Origin of the sequence: Stutzerimonas sp. S1, assembly GCF_025966695.1 — a bacterium.
Taxonomy (GTDB): Bacteria; Pseudomonadota; Gammaproteobacteria; order Pseudomonadales; family Pseudomonadaceae; genus Stutzerimonas.
The window spans coordinates 150,331-173,593 of sequence record NZ_JAOEIY010000007.1; the positions used below are offsets into that span (position 1 = coordinate 150,331).

At 66.5% G+C, this 23,263-nt stretch carries 17 protein-coding genes; 8 read left to right on the forward strand and 9 right to left on the reverse strand.

Features of this window, described 5'->3' with window-relative positions; all coding sequences use genetic code 11:
* Window positions 1-33: 33 nt before the first annotated feature.
* A complete protein-coding gene (locus N8H22_RS16555; protein ID WP_264591604.1) occupies window positions 34-2,832 on the reverse strand; it encodes a response regulator in 2,799 nt (932 codons plus the stop codon).
* Between the two features lie 93 nt (window positions 2,833-2,925).
* Window positions 2,926-3,552, reverse strand: a complete 627-nt coding sequence (locus tag N8H22_RS16560; RefSeq protein ID WP_264591605.1) for a trimeric intracellular cation channel family protein — start codon at window positions 3,550-3,552, stop codon at window positions 2,926-2,928.
* A 134-nt stretch (window positions 3,553-3,686) separates the two neighbouring features.
* On the opposite strand from N8H22_RS16560, the gene N8H22_RS16565 reads away from it, so the two are divergent.
* From N8H22_RS16565 to N8H22_RS16595, 7 genes are all read left to right on the forward strand, one after another.
* Window positions 3,687-4,595, forward strand: a complete 909-nt coding sequence (locus N8H22_RS16565) for an HTH-type transcriptional regulator ArgP (protein ID WP_264591606.1) — start codon at window positions 3,687-3,689, stop codon at window positions 4,593-4,595.
* Window positions 4,596-4,719: 124 nt separating this feature from the next.
* Window positions 4,720-5,622, forward strand: coding sequence for a cysteine synthase CysM (cysM, locus tag N8H22_RS16570; RefSeq protein ID WP_264591607.1), 903 nt, complete (start codon window positions 4,720-4,722; stop codon window positions 5,620-5,622).
* 76 nt (window positions 5,623-5,698) lie between these two features.
* Window positions 5,699-7,066, forward strand: a complete 1,368-nt coding sequence (rlmD, locus tag N8H22_RS16575; RefSeq protein ID WP_264591608.1) for a 23S rRNA (uracil(1939)-C(5))-methyltransferase RlmD — start codon at window positions 5,699-5,701, stop codon at window positions 7,064-7,066.
* A gap of 91 nt (window positions 7,067-7,157) precedes the next feature.
* Window positions 7,158-9,401, forward strand: coding sequence for a GTP diphosphokinase (relA, locus tag N8H22_RS16580; RefSeq protein ID WP_264591609.1), 2,244 nt, complete (start codon window positions 7,158-7,160; stop codon window positions 9,399-9,401).
* A gap of 183 nt (window positions 9,402-9,584) precedes the next feature.
* The gene (mazG, locus tag N8H22_RS16585; protein WP_264591610.1) at window positions 9,585-10,415 is read left to right on the forward strand and encodes a nucleoside triphosphate pyrophosphohydrolase; all 831 of its coding nucleotides are present in this window, start codon (window positions 9,585-9,587) and stop codon (window positions 10,413-10,415) included.
* A gap of 123 nt (window positions 10,416-10,538) precedes the next feature.
* On the forward strand, window positions 10,539-11,078 hold the full coding sequence (locus N8H22_RS16590; protein ID WP_264591611.1) for a DUF2058 domain-containing protein: 540 nt from the start codon (window positions 10,539-10,541) through the stop codon (window positions 11,076-11,078).
* Window positions 11,079-11,175: 97 nt separating this feature from the next.
* Window positions 11,176-11,334, forward strand: coding sequence for a hypothetical protein (locus tag N8H22_RS16595; RefSeq protein ID WP_264591808.1), 159 nt, complete (start codon window positions 11,176-11,178; stop codon window positions 11,332-11,334).
* A gap of 27 nt (window positions 11,335-11,361) precedes the next feature.
* Here the strand turns inward: N8H22_RS16595 and N8H22_RS16600 are convergent, their stop codons facing one another.
* On the reverse strand, window positions 11,362-12,699 hold the full coding sequence (locus N8H22_RS16600; RefSeq protein ID WP_264591612.1) for an erythromycin esterase family protein: 1,338 nt from the start codon (window positions 12,697-12,699) through the stop codon (window positions 11,362-11,364).
* Window positions 12,700-12,891: 192 nt separating this feature from the next.
* On the opposite strand from N8H22_RS16600, the gene N8H22_RS16605 reads away from it, so the two are divergent.
* Complete coding sequence (locus N8H22_RS16605; RefSeq protein ID WP_264591613.1) at window positions 12,892-13,125, forward strand: hypothetical protein; 234 nt, start codon at window positions 12,892-12,894, stop codon at window positions 13,123-13,125.
* Here the strand turns inward: N8H22_RS16605 and pdeM are convergent.
* The 6 genes from pdeM to N8H22_RS16635 form a co-directional block, all read right to left on the reverse strand.
* Entirely contained in the window at window positions 13,122-13,790 is a 669-nt protein-coding gene (pdeM, locus tag N8H22_RS16610; protein ID WP_264591614.1) for a ligase-associated DNA damage response endonuclease PdeM, read from the reverse strand. The genes N8H22_RS16605 and pdeM overlap by 4 nt on opposite strands.
* A 7-nt stretch (window positions 13,791-13,797) precedes the next feature.
* Window positions 13,798-16,383, reverse strand: a complete 2,586-nt coding sequence (locus N8H22_RS16615; protein ID WP_264591615.1) for a ligase-associated DNA damage response DEXH box helicase — start codon at window positions 16,381-16,383, stop codon at window positions 13,798-13,800.
* Complete coding sequence (locus tag N8H22_RS16620) at window positions 16,380-18,080, reverse strand: ATP-dependent DNA ligase (protein ID WP_264591616.1); 1,701 nt, start codon at window positions 18,078-18,080, stop codon at window positions 16,380-16,382. Before N8H22_RS16620 ends, N8H22_RS16615 begins: the two co-directional genes overlap by 4 nt.
* On the reverse strand, window positions 18,077-19,093 hold the full coding sequence (locus N8H22_RS16625) for a ligase-associated DNA damage response exonuclease (protein WP_264591617.1): 1,017 nt from the start codon (window positions 19,091-19,093) through the stop codon (window positions 18,077-18,079). The genes N8H22_RS16620 and N8H22_RS16625 overlap by 4 nt, the downstream gene beginning before the upstream one ends.
* A gap of 175 nt (window positions 19,094-19,268) precedes the next feature.
* Entirely contained in the window at window positions 19,269-19,835 is a 567-nt protein-coding gene (locus N8H22_RS16630; protein ID WP_264591618.1) for a hypothetical protein, read from the reverse strand.
* A gap of 145 nt (window positions 19,836-19,980) precedes the next feature.
* Window positions 19,981-23,262: a DEAD/DEAH box helicase gene (locus N8H22_RS16635; protein ID WP_264591619.1), complete on the reverse strand. Its 3,282-nt coding sequence runs from the start codon at window positions 23,260-23,262 to the stop codon at window positions 19,981-19,983.
* Window position 23,263 lies beyond the last annotated feature (1 nt).

A 23,263-nucleotide genomic window follows, 5' to 3' on the forward strand; every position in this document is an offset into this window, starting at 1 on the left:
GGGAGTGCGGTGTGGCACTCCCGGGTGGGCAACTCAGCTGGCGATGTGCGCCGCGCGGCTCAGGCGCTCGATGGCGGCATCCAGCTCGTCGAGCGCGGCCTCGGCATCCGGGCTGTTCTGCTTGAGCAGCGTCTCGCTCTGCTGGCAGACATTGCGCAGCTGCGGGACACCGCAGTAGCGGGTGGCACCGTGCAGGCGGTGCACGCGTTCGATCTGCAGCTGGCGGTCGCCGGACTGCCGTGCCTGTCGAATCGCCACGCGATCGTCGTCCAGCGAGCCGAGCAGCATGCTCAGCAGTTCGGCAGCGAGATCGGCCTTGCCGGCGGCGAGGCGCAGGCCTTCCTCCTCGTCGAGTATTGGGAAGATCTGCTCCAGCGTCGGCGTCGGCGCCGGCAGCGCCGCGGGGCGGGATGGCGCCGGGGCAACCTGCTGCGGCAGCGCGGCGGGCTGGCTGCGCAGAATCAGGCCAGTCCACTTCAATACCACCTGCGCCAGCTGACGCTCGCTGATGGGTTTGGTCAGGTAGTCGTCGAGTCCGGCCTGCAGCAGCGCGCGTTTCTCGTTGGCCAGCGCATGGGCGGTGAGGGCGACGATCGGCAGCGGCGTGCTGCCCGTGCTGCTTTCCCACTGGCGAATTGCTTCGGTGGTCTGGCGGCCGTCCATGCCGGGCATCTGCACGTCCATCAGCACCAGATCGAAGGCGCGTTGCTTGACGGCCTCCAGCGCATCGGGACCGTTATCCACCGCAACGACCTCGGCGCCAAGATCGCTGAGCAGGGTCTCCACCAGCAGCAGGTTGGCCGGGTTGTCGTCCACGCAGAGCAGGCGCGGGGGGCGGCCGCTGGCTGGTTGGAGCGGCGCGGCAAGCACCTGCAGCGGGCGTACCAATTCGAGCAGAACGCGCTGCAGCTTGCGCGTGCAGGCGGGCTTGCCTTGTAGCTGGGCGTGCGTGTGGCTGTCCGGCAGCGCGTCGCTGAACAGCGGCTGCTCGGTGGTCGGGCAGAGCACCACACACTTGCAACCCAGTGCCTCGAACTCGTGCAAACGTTCGCCGAGTTGCGCCGGCGCGAGTTCGCGGGTGGTGATGCCGAGCACGGCCAGGTCGATCGGCGCATCGCTGTCGCGCAGGGCGGCGATGCTCGTCTGCATCTGTTCCAGGCTGTCGAAGCACTGCACGCTGAGGCCGCAGCTCTCCAGTTGATGCTGCAGTGCCTGGCGCGCCAGCGGATGCTGCTCGAGCAGAGCAACACGACGCTCCAGCAGGGCGATGTGCGGGTGGTCCTCGATGTCGTCGCGCGCCTTCGGCAGGCTCAGGGTGATCCAGAACTCCGAGCCTTCCTCGGGAATGCTGTCGACACCGATCTCGCCTCCCATCTGCTCGATCAGTCGCTTGGAGATCACCAGGCCCAACCCCGTGCCGCCCGGTTGACGCGACAGCGAGTTGTCGGCCTGGCTGAAGGCCTGGAACAGCGCACGCAGATCCTGGTCGGTGAGGCCGATGCCGGTGTCCTGCACGCTGATGCGCAGCTGCGCACGCTCGGCGCTTTCTTCCTCGACCATCGCGCGCACCGCGATGGTGCCTTCGTTGGTGAACTTGATGGCGTTGCTGACCAGGTTGGTCAGCACCTGCTTGAGACGCTGCGGGTCGCCGACCAGCGACAGCGGGGTGTCGCGGTAGACCAGGCTGACCAACTCCAGCTGTTTGGTGTGCGCGGCGGGGGCGAGAAGGGTCAGGGTGTCTTCGATCAGGTCGCGCAGGTTGAACGGCACGCTGTCGAGCACCAGCTTGCCGGCCTCGATCTTCGAGAAGTCGAGGATCTCGTTGATGATGCCCAGCAGGTTGTCGGCGGACTTCTCGATGGTCGACAGATAATCCTGCTGGCGCGGGGTCAGGTCGCTCTTCTGCAGCAGATGGGTGAAGCCGAGGATACCGTTGAGCGGGGTACGGATCTCGTGGCTCATGTTGGCGAGGAACTCGGACTTGATCCGGCTGGCTTCCAGCGCCTCCTTGCGTGCCAGATCCAGCTCGATGTTCTGGATCTCGATGGTCTCCAGGTTCTGCTGCACGTCCGCGGTAGCCTGGTCGATGCTCTGTTGCAGCTCTTCACGGGCGCTGAGCAGCGCCTCGGCCATGCGGTTGATGCCCGAGGCCAGTTCGTCCATCTCGTGGCTGCCCAGCGACGGCAGGCGGGTTTCCAGATGGCCGTCCTTGAGCTGGGCGACGGCGAGCTGAACGCGCTGCAGCGGCTGGCTGATGGTGCGGCTCATGCGCAGTGCGAGCAGGGCGGTGATGATCAGGCCGGCACCCACCAGTAGCAGACTGGTGAACAGGCTGCGATAGCCGCGCAGCAGCGTGCCGTGGTGCGACAGCTCCAGCTCGAGCCAGCCGATCAGCTCGCGGCCGTCGTTGCGTGCTTCCTCGCCGAGATTCAGGTCCTGGTGCAGCACCGGCATGAGAATGCGCGTGGTATCCAGGCTGCTGACCCGGGTCAGGCCTTCCGGATCGCCGGGCGGCGAGGGAGTGAGCATCTTCGGTCCGACGTGGACCCGCGGGTTGCGCTCGGCGTCGAGAATGGTCACCGCGCGGACATCGTTCTGGTCGAGTACTTGGGCGAGAATGCGCTGCAGGCGCTTGTCGTAGCCGAGGCTCATTGCTGGCGCCGCCAGCGGCGCCAGCTGTTCGGCGATCAGCACGCCGCGCTCGTCGAGCTGGTGGCGCATCTCGGAGAGCTGCATCCAGGTGAAGTAGGCACCCAGTGCAATGGCCAGCAGGGTGCTTGGCAGCAACGTGAGTACCAGCACGCGGCCTCTGATTCCTAGGTCTTTCAGCACAGTCCATTCCCGTGGTTTGCCAGCGCGCTAGTGTAGCGATTCGGCGGGGTGGAATCTGCACGTGAGGTCAAGCCCGCGTGCCGTGGCGGGGTATCAGTCCAGCCCGCGGATCTCCTTGCCGTTGAAATCCGGCAGCTTCCAACGAAAGCTCATGGCCAGCACGCGGAACAGGAAGCCGCTGCCCAGGGCCAGCAGGGTGGCGACCGAGGTGTTGATCTCCAGCCAGAGCAGGGCGACGTAGAACACGCCGGTGAACAGCGCCACGGTGGCGTAAAGCTCACGTTGCAACACCATCGGTACCTCGTTGCACAGCACGTCGCGCAGCAGGCCACCGAAGATCCCGGTGATCACCCCGGCGAGTACCACGATCGACGGATGCGCGCCCATGCCCATCGCCACGTCGCAGCCGATCACGGTGAACGCCACCAGACCGAGGCCGTCGACCAGCAGAAAGACCAGGCGCAGGCGGTGCAGATAGCGGGCGATGAACGCGGTGACGATGGCTGCGCCGATGGTGAAGGTGAGGTATTCCGGGTGGGCGATCCAGCCGACCGGATAGTGACCGAGCAACACGTCGCGGGCGGTGCCGCCACCCAGCGCGGTCACGGTACCGAGCAGACAGATGCCGAACAGGTCCATGCCGCGACGCATGCCCATGATGGCGCCGGACATGGCTTCAGCGGTAATCGCGATCAGGTAGATGGTGTGCAGAAGTTCCACGACGGTCTCCGTGCGCCGCTGCTGCCGAAGGGCGTCAGCGTGAAAGGTGCGCGATTATGGAGCACTGGCTGGCTTAAAGTGCTATCGCTAAGTATTTTTAGGCCATCCAAATATTTTCTTAATGAGTGCTGGCGATGAACCTCGATCCGAAGCAGACCGAAGCCTTCCGCAGCGTCATCCGCACCGGCAGTTTCGAGCAGGCGGCGCTGCGTCTGCATCTGACGCCGCCGGCGGTTTCGCAACGGGTACGCGCGCTGGAAAGTGCTCTCGGCAGTGCCCTGGTGGTGCGCAGTCGGCCGTGTCGCCCCACCGAGACCGGCCAGCGTCTGCTGCAATATCTCAAGCGCGCGACGCTGCTGGAGGCTGATCTGCTGGCTGAGCTTGCCGAGCGCAGCGATGCGCCGCTGGTGGTGGTGGCGGCGCTCAATGCCGACAGCCTGGGGACCTGGTTCTTCCCGGCGCTGGCCGAGGTGCTGATCCGCGAACGGGTGCTGCTCGACCTTACGGTGGAAGACCAGGATCACACCTACAGCCTGCTGGAGACCGGCCTGGCCATCGGCTGCATCAGCAGTGAACCGAAACCGATGCGTGGCTGTACCGCCAGTTCGCTGGGCAGCATGCGCTATCGCCTGGTGGCGTCTGCCGATTTCCGCCGCCAGCATTTCGCCCACGGCATGACGCGCAACGCTGCGCGCAAGGCGCCGGTGGTGGCCTATACCCGCAAGGACACCCTGCAGTCGTCGTTCCTGCTGCGGCGCCTGGGGTTGCCTGAGGGTGCCTACCCCTGCCACTACGTCCCGGGTGCCGAACCGCATTACAGCGCCATTCGCTACGGGCTGGGTTACGGCATGGTGCCGGAACTGCTGGTGAGCGATGCCCTGGCGCGCGGTGAGGTGGTCGATCTGGCGCCGGACGAGCCGCTGGATATCCCGCTCTACTGGCACACCTGGAAGGTGCAGTCGCCGCGCATGGAGCATCTGTCGCGACAGATCATCGAGGCGGCGCCGAAGATTCTCGGGCGGCCAGCGGGTGAGGCGGACTAATGCTGCGGCGCCTGCCTCCCGGCGAGTCCGGTCGCTGAGCCGCGGTGCCGCACTCGGTCTGCCCGCAGGCGGCTGTTGCCGGTATCATGTGCGCCTTTTCCACGCCGTGCGGTTCGATGACGCCATGACTATCCATTACCCGACCATTGCCGATTGCATCGGCAATACGCCGCTGGTTCGTCTGCAACGCCTGCCGGGAACGACCAGCAACACCATTCTGGTCAAGCTCGAGGGCAACAACCCGGCCGGTTCGGTCAAGGATCGCCCGGCGCTCTCGATGATCAACCGCGCGGAACTGCGTGGCGACATTCAGCCGGGCGACACGCTGATCGAGGCGACCTCCGGCAATACCGGCATCGCCCTGGCCATGGCGGCGGCGATCAAGGGTTACCGGATGATCCTGATCATGCCGGACAACTCCAGTGCCGAGCGCAAGGCGGCCATGACCGCCTACGGAGCCGAGCTGATCCTGGTGAGCAAGGAGCAGGGCATGGAGGGCGCCCGCGACCTGGCGCTGCAGATGCAGGCCGAGGGTCGCGGCAAGGTGCTCGACCAGTTCGCCAACGGCGACAACCCGGAGGCGCACTACAGCAGCACCGGCCCGGAAATCTGGCGGCAGACCCACGGCAGCATCACCCATTTCGTCAGCTCAATGGGCACCACCGGCACCATCATGGGCGTGTCGCGCTACCTCAAGGAGCAGAACCCGGCGGTACAGATCGTCGGCCTGCAGCCGATGGAAGGCGCCGCGATTCCCGGCATCCGCCGCTGGCCGCAGGAATACCTGCCGAAGATCTACCAGGCCGAGCGCGTCGATCGTGTTGTCGACATGTCGCAGGATGAAGCCGAAACGGTGATGCGTCGGCTGGCTCGTGAGGAAGGTATCTTCTGCGGGGTCTCCTCGGGCGGTGCGGTGGCCGCGGCGCTGCGCCTGTCGCAAGAAGTCGAACAGGCGGTGATCGTCGCGATCATCTGCGACCGCGGTGATCGCTACCTCTCCACCGGCGTGTATGACGCGCCCAACTGAGTCCGGCACTGCCGCCACCGGCTATGCGGTGGCGGCGAGCCGATGCACCACCCTCCCTTGAAACAGGTTCAAGCCAATGGCCAAACGTAGCGGCGCTCTGCGCTTTCAGCCCAGCGGCGGCGCGCGCAAGCCGCAGGTGCCGGTCGGCAAGAGACAGCAGCTGAGTATCGAACGGCTGGCGCATGATGGCCGCGGCATTGCTTTCGTCGATGGCAAGACCTGGTTCGTCGATGGCGCGCTGCCGGGCGAGCAGGTCGAGGCACGCGTGCTGGCGGCGCGCGCGCAGATCGTCGAAGCCCGCTGCGAACGGGTGATCGACGCCAGCCCGCAGCGTCGTCGTGCGCCTTGTCCGCATGCCGACCGCTGCGGTGGCTGCAATCTGCAGCATGCTTCGGCGGCCGATCAGCTGGCGCTCAAGCAGCGCACGCTGAGCGAGCAGTTGACCCGCTTTGCCGGTCTGCAGCCACAGGTCTGGGCTGCGCCGCTGAGCGGGCCGGAGTTCGGCTATCGTCGCCGGGCTCGTCTCGCGGTGCGCTGGGACGCCAAAGCCGCGCGCCTGGAGGTGGGATTCCGCGCCACGGCCAGCCAGCAGATCGTGTCCATCGAACAGTGTCCGGTTCTGGTACAGCCCTTGCAGTCGCTGTTGCCGGGTTTGTTGGCAGCATTGCGTGCCTTGGAAAAACCGCAGGCTATTGGCCATGTCGAACTCTTCAGCGGCACCGCCGAGGCAGTGTTGGTACGCCATACCGCCGCCTTGCCGACCGCTGATCTGGCGCGCCTGCAGGCGTTCGCCCGCGATCAGCACGCGCAGCTGTGGCTGCAGGGCGCGGGCGAGCCGGCAGCGGTGGAGCCAGTGGCCACGCTGGGCTATCGCCTGGAGCAGTGGCAGCTGGAGCTGGCGTGGCGACCAGGCGACTTCGTCCAGGTCAATGCGCCGGTGAACGAGGCGATGGTCGCCCAGGCGCTGGACTGGCTGGCGCCTGCGCCCGGCGAGCGGGTACTGGATCTGTTCTGCGGGCTGGGCAATTTCGCCCTGCCGCTGGCGCGGGCCGGCGCCAGGGTGACCGGCGTGGAGGGAGTGGAGGCGATGGTCGAGCGGGCACGCACCAATGCGCAGCACAATGGTCTGGACGACGTGCACTTTTATCGTGCCGATCTGTCGAAGCCGCTGGTCGATGCACCCTGGGCGCGCGACAGATTCGAGGCGGTGTTGCTGGATCCGCCGCGTGATGGCGCGCTGGAGGTCGTTCGACAAATGTCGAGTCTCGGTACACGCCGCCTTGTCTATGTTTCATGCAATCCTGCGACGCTCGCCCGCGACGCCGCCGAGCTGGTGCAGCAAGGCTACCGGCTGACGCGTGCCGGGGTGCTCGACATGTTTCCGCAGACCGCGCATGTCGAGGCAATGGCGCTGTTCGAGGCGGCGGACAGGCGCACTCAGTGATTTTCTTGGCAGGCAACCGGCCTGCGGTTTAACCGACCGGCACGCAGAATGCCGGCGTGATGCGCAGTGACTGCGCAGAGGGAAGGTTTAGATGGTACAGGTCAGAGCGCTTCAGCCGATCAACACCGACGGCAGCATCAACCTCGACAGCTGGCTCGATCACGTGCTGGGGATGGACCCGGCGCTGGATCGCGCGGCACTCAAGGACGCCTGCGAGTTCGCCCACGCGGCCGAGCAGCAGGCCAACGCGGCGCAGAATCTGTGGAGCGAAGGCACTTCCAGTTATCAGATCGGCCTGGAGATCGCCGAGATCCTCGCCGACCTCAAGCTCGACCAGGACAGCCTGGTCGCGGCAGTGATCTATCGTGGCGTGCGCGAGGGCAAGATCCCGCTGACCGAGGTGCATCAGCGGTTCGGTCCGGTGGTGGCCAAGCTGATCGAGGGCGTGCTGCGCATGGCGGCGATCAGCGCCAGTCTCAATCCGCGCGAATCGCTGGTGCTGGGTTCCCAGGCGCAGGTGGAGAACCTGCGCAAGATGCTGGTGGCGATGGTCGACGATGTGCGCGTGGCGCTGATCAAGCTGGCCGAGCGGACCTGCGCGATTCGCGCGGTGAAGAACGCCAGCGACGACAAGCGCCAGCGCGTGGCCCGCGAGGTCTTCGATATCTATGCGCCGCTGGCGCACCGTCTCGGCATCGGCCATATCAAGTGGGAGCTGGAGGATCTGTCGTTCCGCTATCTGGAACCCGAGCAGTACAAGCAGATCGCCCAGCTGCTGCATGAGCGCCGGCTCGACCGCGAGCAGTACATCACCAACGTGGTGCAGCAGCTGAAAGACGAGCTGTCGGGCGCCGGCATCCAGGCCGACATCGACGGGCGCGCCAAGCACATCTATTCGATCTGGCGAAAGATGCAGAAGAAGGGCCTGCAGTTCAGCCAGATTTACGACGTGCGCGCCGTGCGCGTGCTGGTGCCGGAGGTGCGCGACTGCTACACCGCACTGGGCATCGTGCATACGCTGTGGCGGCACATCCCCAAGGAGTTCGACGACTACATCGCCAACCCCAAGGAGAACGGTTACCGCTCGCTGCACACCGCCGTGCTCGGCCCCGAGGGCAAGGTGCTGGAGGTGCAGATCCGTACCCACGCGATGCATGAAGAAGCCGAACTCGGCGTCTGCGCGCACTGGCGCTACAAGGGCACCGACGTCAATTCCGGCTCCGACCATTACGAAGAGAAGATCGCCTGGCTGCGCCAGGTGCTCGAATGGCACGAGGAGCTGGGCGATATCGGCGGCCTGGCCGATCAGCTGCGCGTGGATATCGAGCCGGATCGGGTCTACGTATTCACCCCGGACGGTCATGCCATCGACCTGCCCAAGGGCGCGACGCCGCTGGACTTCGCATATCGCGTGCACACCGAGATCGGCCACAACTGTCGCGGCGCCAAGGTCAACGGGCGGATCGTGCCGCTCAACTACAGCCTGCAGACCGGTGAGCAGGTGGAGATCATCACCAGCAAGCACGGCTCGCCGAGCCGCGACTGGCTGAACCCGAACCTGGGTTACATCACCACCTCGCGCTCGCGGGCGAAGATCGTCCACTGGTTCAAGCTGCAGGCGCGCGACCAGAACGTCGCCGCTGGCAAGACACTGCTGGAGCGCGAACTGAATCGTCTCGACCTGCCGCCGGTGGATTTCGACAAGGTCGCGGAGAAGGCCAACCTGAAGAGTGCCGAGGACATGTTTGCCGCGCTGGGTGCCGGCGACCTGCGGCTGGCCCAGCTGGTCAACCTGGCGCAGCAACTGGTCGAGCCCGACCGCGACTTCGACCAGCTGGAGCTGATCCCGCGGCGTTCCGCGCCGCACAAGCCGGGCAAACGCGGCGACGTGCAGATCCAGGGCGTGGGCAACCTGCTGACGCAGATGGCCGGCTGCTGCCAGCCGCTGCCGGGCGATCCCATCGTCGGTTACATCACGCAGGGGCGCGGCGTCAGCATTCACCGTCAGGACTGCCCGTCGGTGCTGCAACTGGCTGGTCGCGAGCCGGAGCGCATCATCCAGGTCAGCTGGGGGCCGGTGCCGGAGAAGACCTACCCGGTGGAGATCTTCATCCGCGCCTATGATCGCTCGGGCCTGCTGCGCGACATCTCGCAGATGCTGCTCAACGAGCGGATCAACGTGCTGTCGATGAACACCCGCTCGAACAAGGAAGACAGCACGGCGCAGATGACGCTGACCATCGAGATTCCGGGGTTGAATGCCTTGGGTCGCTTGCTCAGCCGTATCTCTCAGCTGCCGAACATTATCGAAGCCAAGCGCCAGCGGGCCACGTAAGGCGCAGAACCGGCGGTGGCGCCGGTCGCGTCACGGTGGATGAGTGAAGCGTCATCCACCCTACGAGGCAATACGGTTTTGGGCGTTTGGCTCGCGACCGAACCGTAGGGTGGATGTCGTTTTTTACATCCACCGCGATGCCATCAGCGTCCCTCACCAGCACTCGATTCGCTGAGGAATTCTATGTACCAACTCAACGACCTGCTGCACCTGATGGCCCGTCTGCGCGACCCGCAGCACGGCTGCCCCTGGGACCTGCAGCAGAACTACGCGAGCATCGTGCCGCATACGCTGGAAGAAGCCTACGAGGTGGCCGATGCCATCGAGAGCGGCGATTTCGACCATCTGCCCGGCGAGCTGGGCGACCTCTTGTTCCAAGTCGTCTACTACAGCCAGCTGGCCAGGGAAGAAGGGCGGTTCGAGTTCGCCACCGTGGTCGATGCGATCACCCGCAAGCTGGTTCGCCGGCACCCGCATGTGTTTCCTGATGGTGACCTGTACGGTTCGCCCGAGCTGCCGCGCCTCGACGAGGCGGCGATCAAACAGCGCTGGGAGGAGATCAAAGCCGAGGAGCGCGCCGAAAAGGCCGCGGCGCCGGAACAGTTGTCGCTGCTCGATGATGTGCCGAATGCGCTGCCGGCGTTGAGCCGCGCCGCCAAGCTGCAGAAACGTGCGGCTCAGGTCGGCTTTGACTGGCCGGAGGCGCTGCCGGTGGTGGACAAGTTGCGCGAGGAACTCGGCGAGGTACTCGAGGCAATGAGCGAGAACGACCCGCAGGCCATCGCCGAGGAGTTGGGCGACCTGCTGTTCGTCGTCGTCAACCTGGCGCGTCACCTCAAGGTCGACCCGGAGAATGCCCTGCGTGCGGCCAACGGCAAATTCGAACGACGCTTCCGCTTCATCGAACAGGCCTTGCGGGAAGCCGGGCGGCCCATCGAGAATTGCGACCTTGAGGAACTGGACGCCCTTTGGGGCGCGGCGAAGAAGGCCGAGCGGGAGCTTTCCTGCGGCTGAAGCCCGCTACTTCGCAGGGTGGATAGCGCTTCACGGATCGCCGACAATCCCGCCCGACGGAGCGCTGACGCCTCATCCCCGTCCCCCTGTCCACTTCGAATCCACGACGAGACGAGCCGAAACATGAGTCTTTCCCTCCGTGACCAGCTGCTCAAAGCCGGGCTGGTCAATGAAAAGCAGGCCAAGCAGGCCGTCAAGCAGAAGCAGAAACAGCAGCGCCTGGAGAAGAAAGGTCAGGTCGAGAAAGACGATTCCCAGCGCCAGGCAGCCCTGCAGGCACAGGCCGAGAAGCTCGCCCGCGACCAGGAACTGAATCGTCAGCAGCAGGAGAAGGCCGAGCAGAAGGCCCGCACCGCGCAGGTCAAGCAGCTGATCGAAACCAGCCGCCTGCCCAAGCTGACCACCGACGACTACTACAACTTCGTCGACGACAAGAAGGTCAAGCGCCTGTCGGTCAACAAGCTGATGCGCGAGAAGCTGGCGTCCGGTTCGCTGGCGATCGTCCGCCATGGTGGCGGCTACGAGGTGATCCCGCGCGAGGCCGCGCTGAAGATCCAGGAACGCGATCCGCGGCGCGTGGTGCAGCTCAACACCCGCACCGAAGAGCCGGATGCGGATGATCCGTACGCCGCCTACCAGGTCCCCGACGACCTGATGTGGTAAGCCACCGACGCCGACAGATGGCGGGATAGAACCGCCGCGTCGGCGCTCTACTGTCAGGACGCATCCGCTCCGGGTGCCTGCAGTGGAGGGCCGCAGCATGACCAGTGCATCGATTCCAATGGCCAGCAGCGAGGCGCAATACTGGCGCGCCGGCGGCGTGCCGGGCGATCCAGAGGAGCCGGGTGTCCCGGCGCAGCCGACCGAACCGGGCGAACCCACGGTGCCGGACCAGCCGCCGCCGGCGCCCGTGGCCTGAAGAGAGGCAGACGATGCCGCCACCCGTTCACTCGCCGAACGGATAGGTATCCGGCATGGCCGTGTCGTCGAAGCGACGCGGGCCGATGGGGGTGACGGCGGTGGTCTGCTCGAACCACACCAGCGCATCGAACTGTTCGGCGAGAATCGCCCGGAAGTAATGACTCTGCCGCTCGGTCAGCGGCCGGTAGATCACGCCGATGGCGCGCTCCAGACGCGGCCGTGCCAGCGCCTGGCATAACTTCTGATGCGCCTCGCTGCGCCATTCGGTGAGTGAAGCCGGGTAGCCGGCGCGCAAGAACAGCTGTTCCCAGCTGTCCGGCCGCGAGGGCAGAACCTGCTTGACCTGCATCGGCTCGTCCCAATTGTCTGCCGCGGCCACCTCGCCGCGATCGGTGGCCATGCCGATCAACACCGCGTCGCGGCCATAGGCTGTTCGGCAGAGCTCGCCGATGTTGAATTCGCCGCCCCAGCCCATCGAGGTGGCTGCCGCGTTGCCGATGTGCGAGTTGTGCGCCCAGACCACTGCTTTCGCCTCAGGGCCACGATGCTCGAGCAGTGAGCGCAGGGTGTCGAACATGTGGCGGTCGCGCAGGTTCCACGATTCGCTCGAGCCGCGGTACATGGCCCGATAGTAATGTTCGGCCGCCAGCACGACGCGGGCGTTACGCTCGGCGTTGAAGAACTGTTCGCCGTCGTGGTCCGCGTAGTGCAGGCGCTGCTCCAAGAGCGCGCGCAACTGCTCGACCACGGCATCCTCGCAGGACGGTGCGCCGAGCATGACCCGATGACCGTAGGCCGCCGGCTCCTCGTGCCAGGGGCTAAGGCAGCCATAGCGCTGGCGCGCGCTGCTGGCGGCCTGTGGATCGACCTGGTCGAGGTAGCGCAGCACCTCGGCCATCGAAGCGCCCAGGCTGTAGACGTCCAGGCCGCGGAACTCGACGCGCTGGGCGGCGGGCAGAGCGTCGTTGTGCAGGCGCAGCCAACGGGTGAACGCGGCCACCTCGCGATTGCGCCACATCCAGCTGGGAAAGCGTTTGAAGGCATCCTCCACCCAGGCTGCCGGCTGATGCTGACGCACATGACGATCGATCCGCGCCGCGTCCGGCCAGTCCGCTTCGGCAGCCACGATGGTGAAGCCGTGGCGTTCGATCAGACGGCGGGTGATGGCGGCGCGCGCGCGGTAGAACTCCGACGTGCCGTGGCTGGCTTCGCCGATCAGTACCACCCGGGCATCGGCAAAACGCTCGAAGCTGTCGGCGAAACGCGGGTCGTCGACGTGTGGCAATGGCGTTGCGTGTTGCTGCAGAAGGCCCACCAGCTGCTCGTCGTTGAGGTCCGGGGAAACCTGGAGGGATTCGCTCATGGCTTGGCTCCTGCGCGCGGTCGGTGGATGACAGCGTAGCCGGTGCGGCGGGGCGGTCCAGCGCGCTGGTCGAGCGATTGTTGCCGGTGCGACCGAACTGAACCGCGTGACGCGATCTCTAATTGGGATACGACCGGTATCGGTGGCGCTTGTCGCCGGCCTGGCGCTTTGGATAACAACGAGGGGCAGCCAATGACAACCTGGATCATCGCGTACAACAAAGACGGCAATACGGCGACGCTGAAGATCGAGTCTGCGCATCAGCCGGACATCGATGAAGCCGTCGAGCTGGTTACCCGCAAGGCCGAGCAGGACTATGCCGGGCAGGAAAGCGAGCACGAGCACGACCCAGATCTGGAGAACACGCCGGCCACTCGCCTGGCTGAGCGCTTCGGCATCACCATCACCGGCATCTCACAGGCCTAGCTGCGCGCATCCGCCAGCGGCCATACCGCGCCGTCTCCGACCAGATAGATGCGCCGACCACGGTCGGCGCCGATCGTCATCGTCCCGGTAAAAGTGCCGAAGGCTGGTAGCAGACTGAGTCGTTCGCCGATGCAGAAGCACGGCAGGCGCAGGCGCTGGCGACCGCGACCATGCAGCTGAAAGGCCGGGTGCAGATGGCCGGCGAGCACGTGGTGGGTTGGGTGCGGAGTGGGTTCATGCTGCAAGGCAAACGGGCCGAGCAGCAACGGCTCGTTGACCACCCTGAGGTTCAGTTCGGCCGGCGGGTCGCCGGCGCGGCGGTCGTGATTGCCGCGCACCAGGATGACGTCGAGCGGCGCATGACGTGCCCGCCATTCGGCCAGACGTCTGTGCGTGGCGGGCGTGTGGGATTCGGGCGCGTGCAGGAAATCACCGAGAACGATCAGTTGTCGGCTGGGGTAGCGTGCCAGCAGGTCGTCCAGTTGGCGCAGATTGGCGTCGGTGGTGCCGTGCGGTACCGGTTGGCCGAGCCGGCGGTAGGCCGCGGCCTTGCCGAAATGGATATCGGCGACCAGCAGCGCCTGCTGTTCGGGCCAGTAGATGGCCTTTTCGGCCAGGAGCCAGAGCGTGCTGCCGGCCAGTTCGATCGGCTGATAGGCGTTCATAGGATGTCTATTCAGGGGCGTCATGGGCACGCTTGGCTTTCTTCGTGCGCGGCGTGCCGTCCTTGCGCGCACGTGGCTTGCGGGGGCGCGGGCTGTCGTGCTCGATGGCGATTGCCGTCTGCGGTTCCGCCTGATAGCCACCGGCCCCCGCGGCCTTGTCCAGCTCGGCGACCATGCGGCGGATGCGCTCGGCCAGCTTCTCCGAACTCAGGCTTTCGCGAAAACGTTCCACCAGCAGCGGGAAGGCTAGCGGGGTAGGGCGTCGCGGCAGCCGCAGATCCAGTCGACGCTCGCGCAGGCGCTGCAGCGTCTGTTCGAGCCGCTCGACATCCAGCTCCTGGCGCAGCACCTCCTCTTCGGCCTGGGTGAGCAGCAGATTGCCTGGGTCGTACTGACGGAACACTTCGAAGAACAGGCCGCTGGAAGCTTGCAGTTGGCGTGCGCTCTTCTGTGCGCCGGGATAGCCGGAAAACACCAGCCCGGCAATGCGCGCGATCTCGCGGAAGCGGCGTCGCGCTAGCTCGCCGGCATTGAGGCTGGCGAGCACGTCCGGCAACAGATCGTGCGAACTGAACAGTTGCGCGTTCAGCCAGCGCGGCCAGCCCACTTCGGTGGCCGAGAGCAGCTCCAGCCCGTAATCGTTCACGGCGATGGAGAAGGTGACCGGCTGGCGCTGGCCTATGCGCCAGGCGAGCAGGCTGGCCAGCCCTAGGTGTACGTGGCGCCCGGCGAATGGGTAAAGGAACAAGTGCCAGCCCTCGCGGGATTTCACCACCTCGGCCAGCAGGCTGGTTTCGTCGGGCAGCGCCGACCAGTCCTGCTGGACCCGCAGCAGCGGTTGTAGCAGGCGCATCTCGGTACTGTCGAACTCGCCGCGCGCAGCGGCACCGAACTGTTCGACCAGCGCATCGGCCAGTTCGCTGGAAAGCGGCATTCGCCCGCCGTTCCAGCGCGGGACCGCGGCCTTGCGGCCAGCGGCACGACTGACGTAGGCGGTCATGTTCTCCACCCGCACCAGCTCCAGCAGTCGGCCGGCGAAGAGGAATGCATCGCCGGGACGCAGGCGGGCGATGAAACCTTCCTCCACCGAACCCAGTGAGCGTCCACTGCCGCCCTTGGCCCAGAACTTCACCGTCAGGCTGGCATCGCTGACGATGGTGCCGATGCTCATGCGATGGCGCAGCGCAACGCGCCGGTTCGGCACCTTCCACAAGCCACTGTCGTCCGGCTCGACGCGCTGGTAGTCCGGGTATGCGGTGAGCGAGTGCCCGCCGTGGCGCACGAACGCCAGCGCCCACTGCCAATGCTCGTCACTCAGCTCGCGGTAGGACCAGGCCTGGCGTACTTCGGCCAGCAGCTCGTCGGGGCGAAAACCGCCGCCGAGGGCCATGCTGACCAGATGCTGCACCAGCACGTCCACCGGCCGCTGTGGCGCGTTGCGGGGCTCGATGCGGCGTTCGGCGATCGCTCGCTGCGCCGCGGCGGCTTCCAGCACTTCCAGGCTGTGGGTGGGCACCAGGGTGACCCGCGAAGCGCGACCGGGGGCGTGACCAGAGCGGCCGGCACGTTGCAGCAACCGCGCCACGCCTTTCGGCGAACCGATCTGCAGCACCCGCTCCACTGGCAGAAAGTCGACGCCCAGGTCCAGGCTCGAGGTGCACACCACGGCTTTGAGCGCACCCTGCTTGAGGCCCTGTTCGACCCAGTCGCGTACCTCGCGCGCCAGTGAGCCGTGATGCAGGGCGATCAGGCCGGCCCAGTCGGGGCGCGCATCGAGCAGTGCCTGATACCAGCGCTCGGCCTGCGAACGGGTATTGGTGAACACCAGCGTGGTGGCGGCGCTGTCGATCTGTGCGACCACCTGCGGCAGCATGCGCAGGCCCAGATGCCCGGCCCAGGGAAAGCGCTCGATGCTCTCGGGCAACAGGCTGTCGACCAGCAACGGCTTGTCGACGCGTCCCTGCACCAGACGACCCTCATGTGGATGCAGCAGCACCTGCAAGGCTTCCGGCAGATTACCCAGCGTGGCCGACAGACCCCAGACGATCAGCTGCGGATGCCACCGGCGCAGGCGGGCCAGCGCCAGTTGCAGCTGCACGCCGCGCTTGTTGCCGAGCAGCTCGTGCCATTCGTCGACGACCACCATCTGCAGCCCGGCAAAGGCCTGGCGGGCATCGGTGCGGGTCAGCAGCAGGGTCAGACTTTCCGGCGTGGTGATCAGCGCGCTCGGCAGTCGACGACGCTGGCGCGCCCGTTCGGCGCTGCCGGTGTCGCCGGTGCGCAGGCCGATGCTCCAGGCGATGCCGAGTTCGTCGAGCGGCGCTTGCAGCGCGCGGGCGGTATCGGCCGCCAGCGCGCGCATGGGGGTAATCCACAACACGCTGAGTGGCGCAGGTTTGGGGGAACGGCTGGCGAGCTGGTCCAGCGCTGCGAGCCAGACTGCGTAGGTCTTGCCCGAGCCTGTGGTGGCGTGCAGCAGGCCGGATTCGCCGTCGCGCACGGCCTGCCAAACCTCGCGCTGAAACGCAAACGGCTGCCAGCCGCGGCTGGCGAACCAGCGCTCGCCGAGAGAGATCATCCGACCGTCGTTCATCCGAGCAGGGCCTGCAAGCTGGCCAGCGTGTCGGCTTCCTCCACCGGCTTGTCATGCCGCCAGCGCAGCATGCGCGGGAAGCGTACGGCGATGCCGCTCTTGTGTCGGCTGCTGGCAGCAATGCCTTCAAAGCCCAGCTCGAACACCAGGGTTGGCGTCACGCTGCGTACCGGGCCGAATTTTTCTACCGTGGTCTTGCGCACGATGGCGTCTACCTTGCGCATTTCCTCGTCGGTCAGCCCGGAGTAGGCCTTGGCGAAGGGCACCAGTCTGCGCGCGGGATCGCCCGGCTCGCCGTCCCACACGGCGAAGGTGTAGTCGGTGTAGAGGCTGGCGCGCCGACCGTGGCCGCGCTGGGCATAGATCAGCACCGCGTCCACCGAATAGGGGTCGATCTTCCACTTCCACCAGACGCCGACGTCCTTGGTGCGGCCGACACCATACTGCGAGGCGCGGGCCTTGAGCATCAGGCCCTCGACCCCAAGGGTGCGGGAATGTTCGCGCTGGCGGGCGAGGGACTGCCAGTCCTCGCCCTGCACCAGGGGCGAGGTCAGCAGCGCCGGATGGTCGCACTGGCCGATGACCGCCTCCAGCTGACTTCGGCGTTCCAGGTGCGGCCGTTGCCGCCAGTCTTCGCCCCGCCATTCGAGCAGGTCATAGGCCAGCACGACCACCGGTGCTGCGTCGAGTACCTTGCTGGTGAGGTTCTTGCGGCCGATGCGCTGCTGCAGCAGGGCGAATGGCTGCACGCCGAACCTGCCCGGTGCGGCTGCATCGTCGGCTGTCTCGAACAGTACGGCGGAGGGGGCTTCGGCGGTTTTCCAGACGACGATCTCGCCATCCAGCACGGTGCCGTCCGGCAGGCAGGCTGCCAGGGCACAAAGCTCCGGAAAACGCTCGCTAACCAATTCCTCACCGCGCGACCAGATCCAGATCCGGCTGTCGCGCTTGACCAGCTGGGCGCGGATGCCGTCCCACTTCCACTCGATGTGCCAGTCACCGGGCGGTCCGAGCAACGCGTCGAACCCCTCGACGTCGGCCTGCAGCGGGTGGGCGAGAAAGAACGGATAGGGTTGGCCGCCGCGCTGGGCGTGCTCATCGTCCGACTCGGCGGCGATCAGCGCGCGATAGCCTTCGGCGCTGGGGCGATGGGACAGATCGGTATAACCCACCAGTCGCTGCGCCACGCGCTTGGGATCGAGCTCGGCAAGGGCCGCCAGCGCGCGGGTGACCAGCAGCTTCGAAACGCCGACGCGGAATGCTCCGGTGATCAGCTTGATGCTGACCAGCAGACTCTGCCGGTCCAGCTCGGCCCAGAGCCGCGGCAGTCGGGTACTCAGTTCGTCCGGCGGCAATCCGCGCAGCGGCAGCAGCCGTTCCTGCATCCACACGGCTAGACCGGCGTCGGAGTGGTGCTCGGCCTCCGGCAGCAGCAACGAGATGGTTTCAGCCAAGTCGCCGACCGCCTGGTAGCTCTCCTCGAACAACCATTCGGGCAGCGCGGCCGCGCGCAGCGCCGTCTCGCGCAACAGGCGGCTCGGTACCAGCTGGCGCGGGCGGCCGCCAGCGAGGAAGTACACGGCCCAGGCCGCATCCTCTGCGGAGGCGTCGCGAAAGTAGTCGCGCATCGCCGCCAGCTTGGCGTTGCTCGAGGTGGTGGCGTCCAGGCGGGCGTAGAGGTCGGCGAAGGCTTTCATTCGGCATCCTGCGTCGCGGCATCGTCCTCGTCGCCGTACTCGGTGTCGAACGCCTGGGCATCCAGTCCGCGCTCTTCGCGCAGGTAGCGCACCAGCACCGCGACCGAGCCATGGGTGACCATCACCCGTTCGGCGCCGGTCTGTTCGATCGCCCAGAGCAGGCCGGGCCAGTCGGCGTGGTCGGAAAGCACGAAACCGCGATCGACGCTGCGCCGCCGGCGTGTGCCGCGCAGCATCATCCAGCCGCTCGCGAAGGCGTCGGCATAGTTGCCGAAGCGGCGCATCCAGGTGCTGCCAGCGGCCGAGGGCGGAGCGATGACGATGCTTTGTTGCAGACGTGGATCGTGCTTCGCCAGATCGCCGGCGTACAAGGTCGGCGCTAGTTGGACTCCGGCCTCGCGGTAGACCCGGTTGAGCGGCTCGACCGCACCATGCACCACCACCGGCCCGATGCTGTCGTCGAGTCCGTGCAGGATGCGTTGTGCCTTGCCGAACGCATAGCAGAACAGCACGCTGGGGCGTCCCGCCGCGGCGTTGGCGCGCCACCAGTCGTTGATTTCGCGAAACACTCGCTGTTGCGCGGGCCAGCGGTAGATCGGCAGGCCGAAGGTCGATTCGCTGATGAAGGTGTGGCAGCGCACCGGCTCGAATGGTGTACAGGTCGCGTCCGGCTCGACTTTGTAGTCGCCGGACGCGACCCAGACCTCACCGCGGTATTCGAGACGCACCTGTGCCGAGCCGAGTACGTGGCCGGCGGGATGGAAGCTCAGCCTGACACCGTTGTGTTCGATGGCCTCGCCGTAATCCAGGGTCTGCAACGGCATGTCCCCACCGATGCGCGCACGCAGGATGCCTTCGCTGGCACTGGTCGCCAGGTAATGTCCCATGCCCCAGCGCGCATGGTCGCCGTGGGCGTGGGTGATGACGGCGCGCTCCACCGGACGCCAGGGATCGATATAGAAATCACCGGGCGGGCAGTACAGGCCTTCGGGACGGGCAACGACAAGGTCCATGACTACGTGAGGTCGAGGGGCTTGTAGTGTTGGAGCCCGGCGCAGTGCCGCGAGTTCGTTGGCCAGGCAATCGCTGGCCTCTGTAGGGCGGAAAATCGTGAAGCGTTATCCACTGAGCGAGGTGCTGCGACGCCGCGGTGCTCCGGTAGAAGGCGGCGCCGTGACCCCGCGTCGATCAGTCCACCAGCTTCAGATGCGAAGTGTTGGGAACCGGTGCATCGCTGGCGCGGCGGCGTTCACCCATGTCACTGCCCACCGGCGCCAGGCTGAACTGCGACAGGTCCACGCGCGGTGCCACGGGCTCCGGACGGGCGTCCTGCAGGTCGACCCCGACCGGGGCGATGCCGAAGTCCGGCGCCTCGACATCGACGAAGGCCGCCATGTACTCGTCTCGCGGCGCCACTTTCAGCGCGCCCGGCGTGGTGCTCGAATTCCCGCTGTCCAGGGGAGCGGTCGCAGTGGCAGGGGCTTCGACGGCCGGTGGCGGCGCCAGTTCGATTTCCTCGACATCCACCGGCATCGGCTTGACTTCCACCTGCGCGCCGGCGCGTTCCATCGCCTGGCGGTACTTCTCCACCGCGGCGAAATCCAGGTTTTGCTTGATGACGACGCGCCGTCCGGAGAACAGCAGGGCGATGCGCTGGGCATCGGCCTGGAACAGTTTGGTCAGGTTGGCTTCGACCTGCTCGAGCCGGGCCCCGGGGAGCAGTTGGCCGGAAAAGGCGATCTCGTAGAGGCTCATGGTGCTGTTCCTTCTGTGGCCGGTGCCCGTGCCGGCCTGGTGGAGTTGGCCCCGGTCGGGGCGATGTAACGGCGATGATCCGTCAAAGCGCGTCACGCCGCGATTGCTGGCGTCACAGCTTTGCGCTTCGCAGAGCGTAGCCTCGTCACGGCAGCGGCGCGAGTAGCGCGTCGATATCGCTCTGCTGCAACTGCCAGTCGCCCTGGCCGGCGCTGTCCAGCACGCCGGCGGCGAGTTCCGCCTTGCGCGCCTGCAGCTGCTGGATCTTTTCCTCGACGCTGCCGCGGGTGATCAGCTTGTAGACGAATACCGGTTTGTCCTGACCGATGCGGTAGGCACGGTCGGTGGCCTGATTCTCCGCCGCCGGGTTCCACCAGGGATCGTAGTGGATCACGGTATCGGCGGCGGTGAGGTTCAATCCGGTGCCGCCGGCCTTGAGGCTGATCAGGAACAGCGGCACCTCACCGTTCTGGAAGCGCTGTACCGGCGTGCGCCGGTCCTGGGTGGCGCCGGTGATCTGCACGTAGGGGATTGCGCGCTGGCGCAGCTCCTCTTCGATCAGTGTGAGCATCGAGGTGAACTGGGAGAACAGCAGCACGCGTCGTCCTTCGGCAAGCAGCTCGTCGAGCATCTGCAGCAGGCTTTCCAGCTTGCCGGAGTTGCCGCCGCGCGGGCGTTCGACGCCACCGTTGATCAGGCGCAGGTCGCAGCAAACCTGACGCAGCTTGAGCAGGGCGTCGAGGATGACGATCTGACTGCGCGCCAGGCCCTTGCGGTCGATTTCCTCGCGGACCTTGCGGTCCATCGCCAGACGTACCGTCTCATAGAGGTCGCGCTGTGCGGGCGTCAGGTCGACCCAGTGGACGATCTCGCTCTTCGGCGGCAGTTCGCGAGCCACGTCTTCCTTGCGCCGGCGCAGCAGGAACGGGCGGATGCGCGCAATCAAATGCTGCAGGCGGTCGTTGTCGCCATGCTTCTCGATGGGCGTGCGGTAGGTCCGGGTGAAGCTCCTGGCATCACCGAGCCAGCCGGGCATGAGGAAATGGAACAGCGACCACAGCTCGCCGAGATGATTTTCCAGCGGCGTGCCGGTCAGGCACAGGCGCTGCCGGGCGATCAGTCGGCCGGCTGCCTGGGCGGCCTTGCTGCCGGCGTTCTTGATGTTCTGCGCCTCGTCGAGTGCCAGCACGTGCAGCGGTTGTTCGGCGAGGCGTTCGATGTCCCGCGGCAGCAGGGCATAGGTGGTCAGCAGCAGGTCGTAGTCGGCAAGCCGGTCGAAATGCTGCTGACGACCGCTGCCATGCAACGTCAGCACCCGCAGTTGGGGTGTGAAACGCGCCGCCTCGTCCTGCCAGTTGGGAATAAGGCTGGTGGGCATGACCACCAGACTGGGGCGGTCGAGGCGGCCGGCCTGCTTTTCCAGCAGCAGGTGGGCGAGGGTCTGTAGCGTCTTGCCCAGGCCCATGTCGTCACCGAGGATGCCGCTGACGCCCAGTGCGCGCAGCGCCTGCATCCAGTTCAGGCCGTCCAGCTGATAGGGTCGCAATGTCGCGTTCAGGCCTTGCGGCGCCGCACAGGGTTGCCCGGCGTAGTCGCGCAGGCGCCGGGCAAACTCGAGCAGCTGCTCGCCACCGTGCCAGTCGAACGGCAGTGCTTCGAGCGGTCCCAGTCGCGCGGCGTCGAGTCGTGACAGGCGCAGGCTGTCGCTGATCGGTTGGTCACGCAGGTAGAGCTCGCCAAGGGTCGCGAGAATCGGCTTCAGACGGCCGAATGGCAGCAGCACCTGCAACGGGCGGTCGTCCACCGCGCTGCGTTTGCCCAGCGCCACGCGCAATGTCTCGTTATCGCCGCGCTGCGCCAAGTTCTGCGGGGCGAGCAGGGCGGGGTTCTTGCGGATCACACTGAGCAGCACCGGTAGCAGGCTGATGCGCTCGCCCTCGACGATGATGCCGAGTTCCAGATCGAACCAGTTGTGCTCGGGCGACTCGTCCAGCTCGGCGTACCACTGCTCGACCGGCGTCAGGTCGTAGACGAAGCCGGGCTGGATGACGATCTGCCAGCCCCGTTGACGCAGTGTCGGCAGCTGTTCCTCGGCGAAGCGCTGCCATGCGCTTTCGCTGGGCAGGTCGAACATTTCCGCCGAATCCTTGGGCAAGGCCGGGCTCTGGCGCAGCGCCGGGCGAAAGCCCAGTTGCTGCAGTTGCTGGCGCAGCGCCTGTTCGGCCACCGGCTGGCGGGCGATGCTCAATACGCGTTCGCCCTCGGCCTGGCGAAGACGCTGCTCGCCCTTGGCCTTGCCGTGGGTGGCGAGATTGCCGTAAACGAAACTGAGGCCGGCGCGGTGCTGCTGCTCCTTGACCATGCGCCTACTGGCCGGCTGATAAACCATCGCCTGATGGCTACCGAGCGCCAGGCGGGCGACGGGCTGCAGGTCGTCGATGCGCTGTTCCTCGGCTTTCGCGGGCGCCGGCAGCTGCGGCGCGATCTCGCTGAGCGAGAGACTGAACAGGCCCGCCTGGCTGGGCGGTACCGACGGCGCGTCGAGCAGGTGGCGGGCCAGCGGGGTCGACAGGCCGTGTTCGATCAGGCCGATCTCGTTCGTCTGCTGGTCCAGGTAGTACAACGGGTCCACGGCGGTGAGCGCTTGGCCCGCAGCGCCCTCCATCTCCAGGCCGGGGCGGAAGGCGCCCTGATGCTGCTTCCAGACGAAGCGGGCCGGCCGGCTGGGACCCGGGTGCAACGGCGGATGATCCCAGTCGAGAAAGGCGCGGCCGGTTTCCAGCAGCAGGCGCAGCGCTTCACCGCCATTTTCTCCGCTCAGAGCGAAGCCGTTGCCACGGGCCGGGGAAAGCGCCAGCAGCGCGGCGATATGCAGGTCCAGCGGCTGGAGGAACCGTGGTTGGCGGAACGCCGCCTCACGCATCGCATGATAGGGCTCGCGAGCGGCGATCGAGCCGTCCTCGCGCAGGCGGACCTTGAACACCTCGACATACAGCTCCGGCGTGATTCGGTAGTGCACGCATTGCTGCGGCCCATCGCGGCGGGCGTCCTCACCGAGCGCTTGCGGCAGCAGCGAGAGCCATTGGCGCACCGTGGCCGGGAGTTCGCTATCCGGCTGTTCGGCAGCAGCTTCGGCGCCGCGCTGTGCCTCGCGTTCGAGGTGATGGATGACCGCCGCCGCGTGCTTGCAGGCAAGACCTACCGGACAGCTGCAGACGCAGCTGAGCCAGCCGCCCTTGCCGAGCATCAGCGACTGCCGGTAGCGCTTGCTGCCAGTGCCCCGGCAGGTCGCTTCCACCAGCCCGTCATCCTCACGCAGGAGGGTGACGCGTTCCTCCTCGGCGTACTGCTTGCCCCTCGCCAGGGCGTTCTCGGAAAACGCCAGGCGCCAGGTCGGTGGCAGGTGGGCGAGAAAACCCTTGGCCATG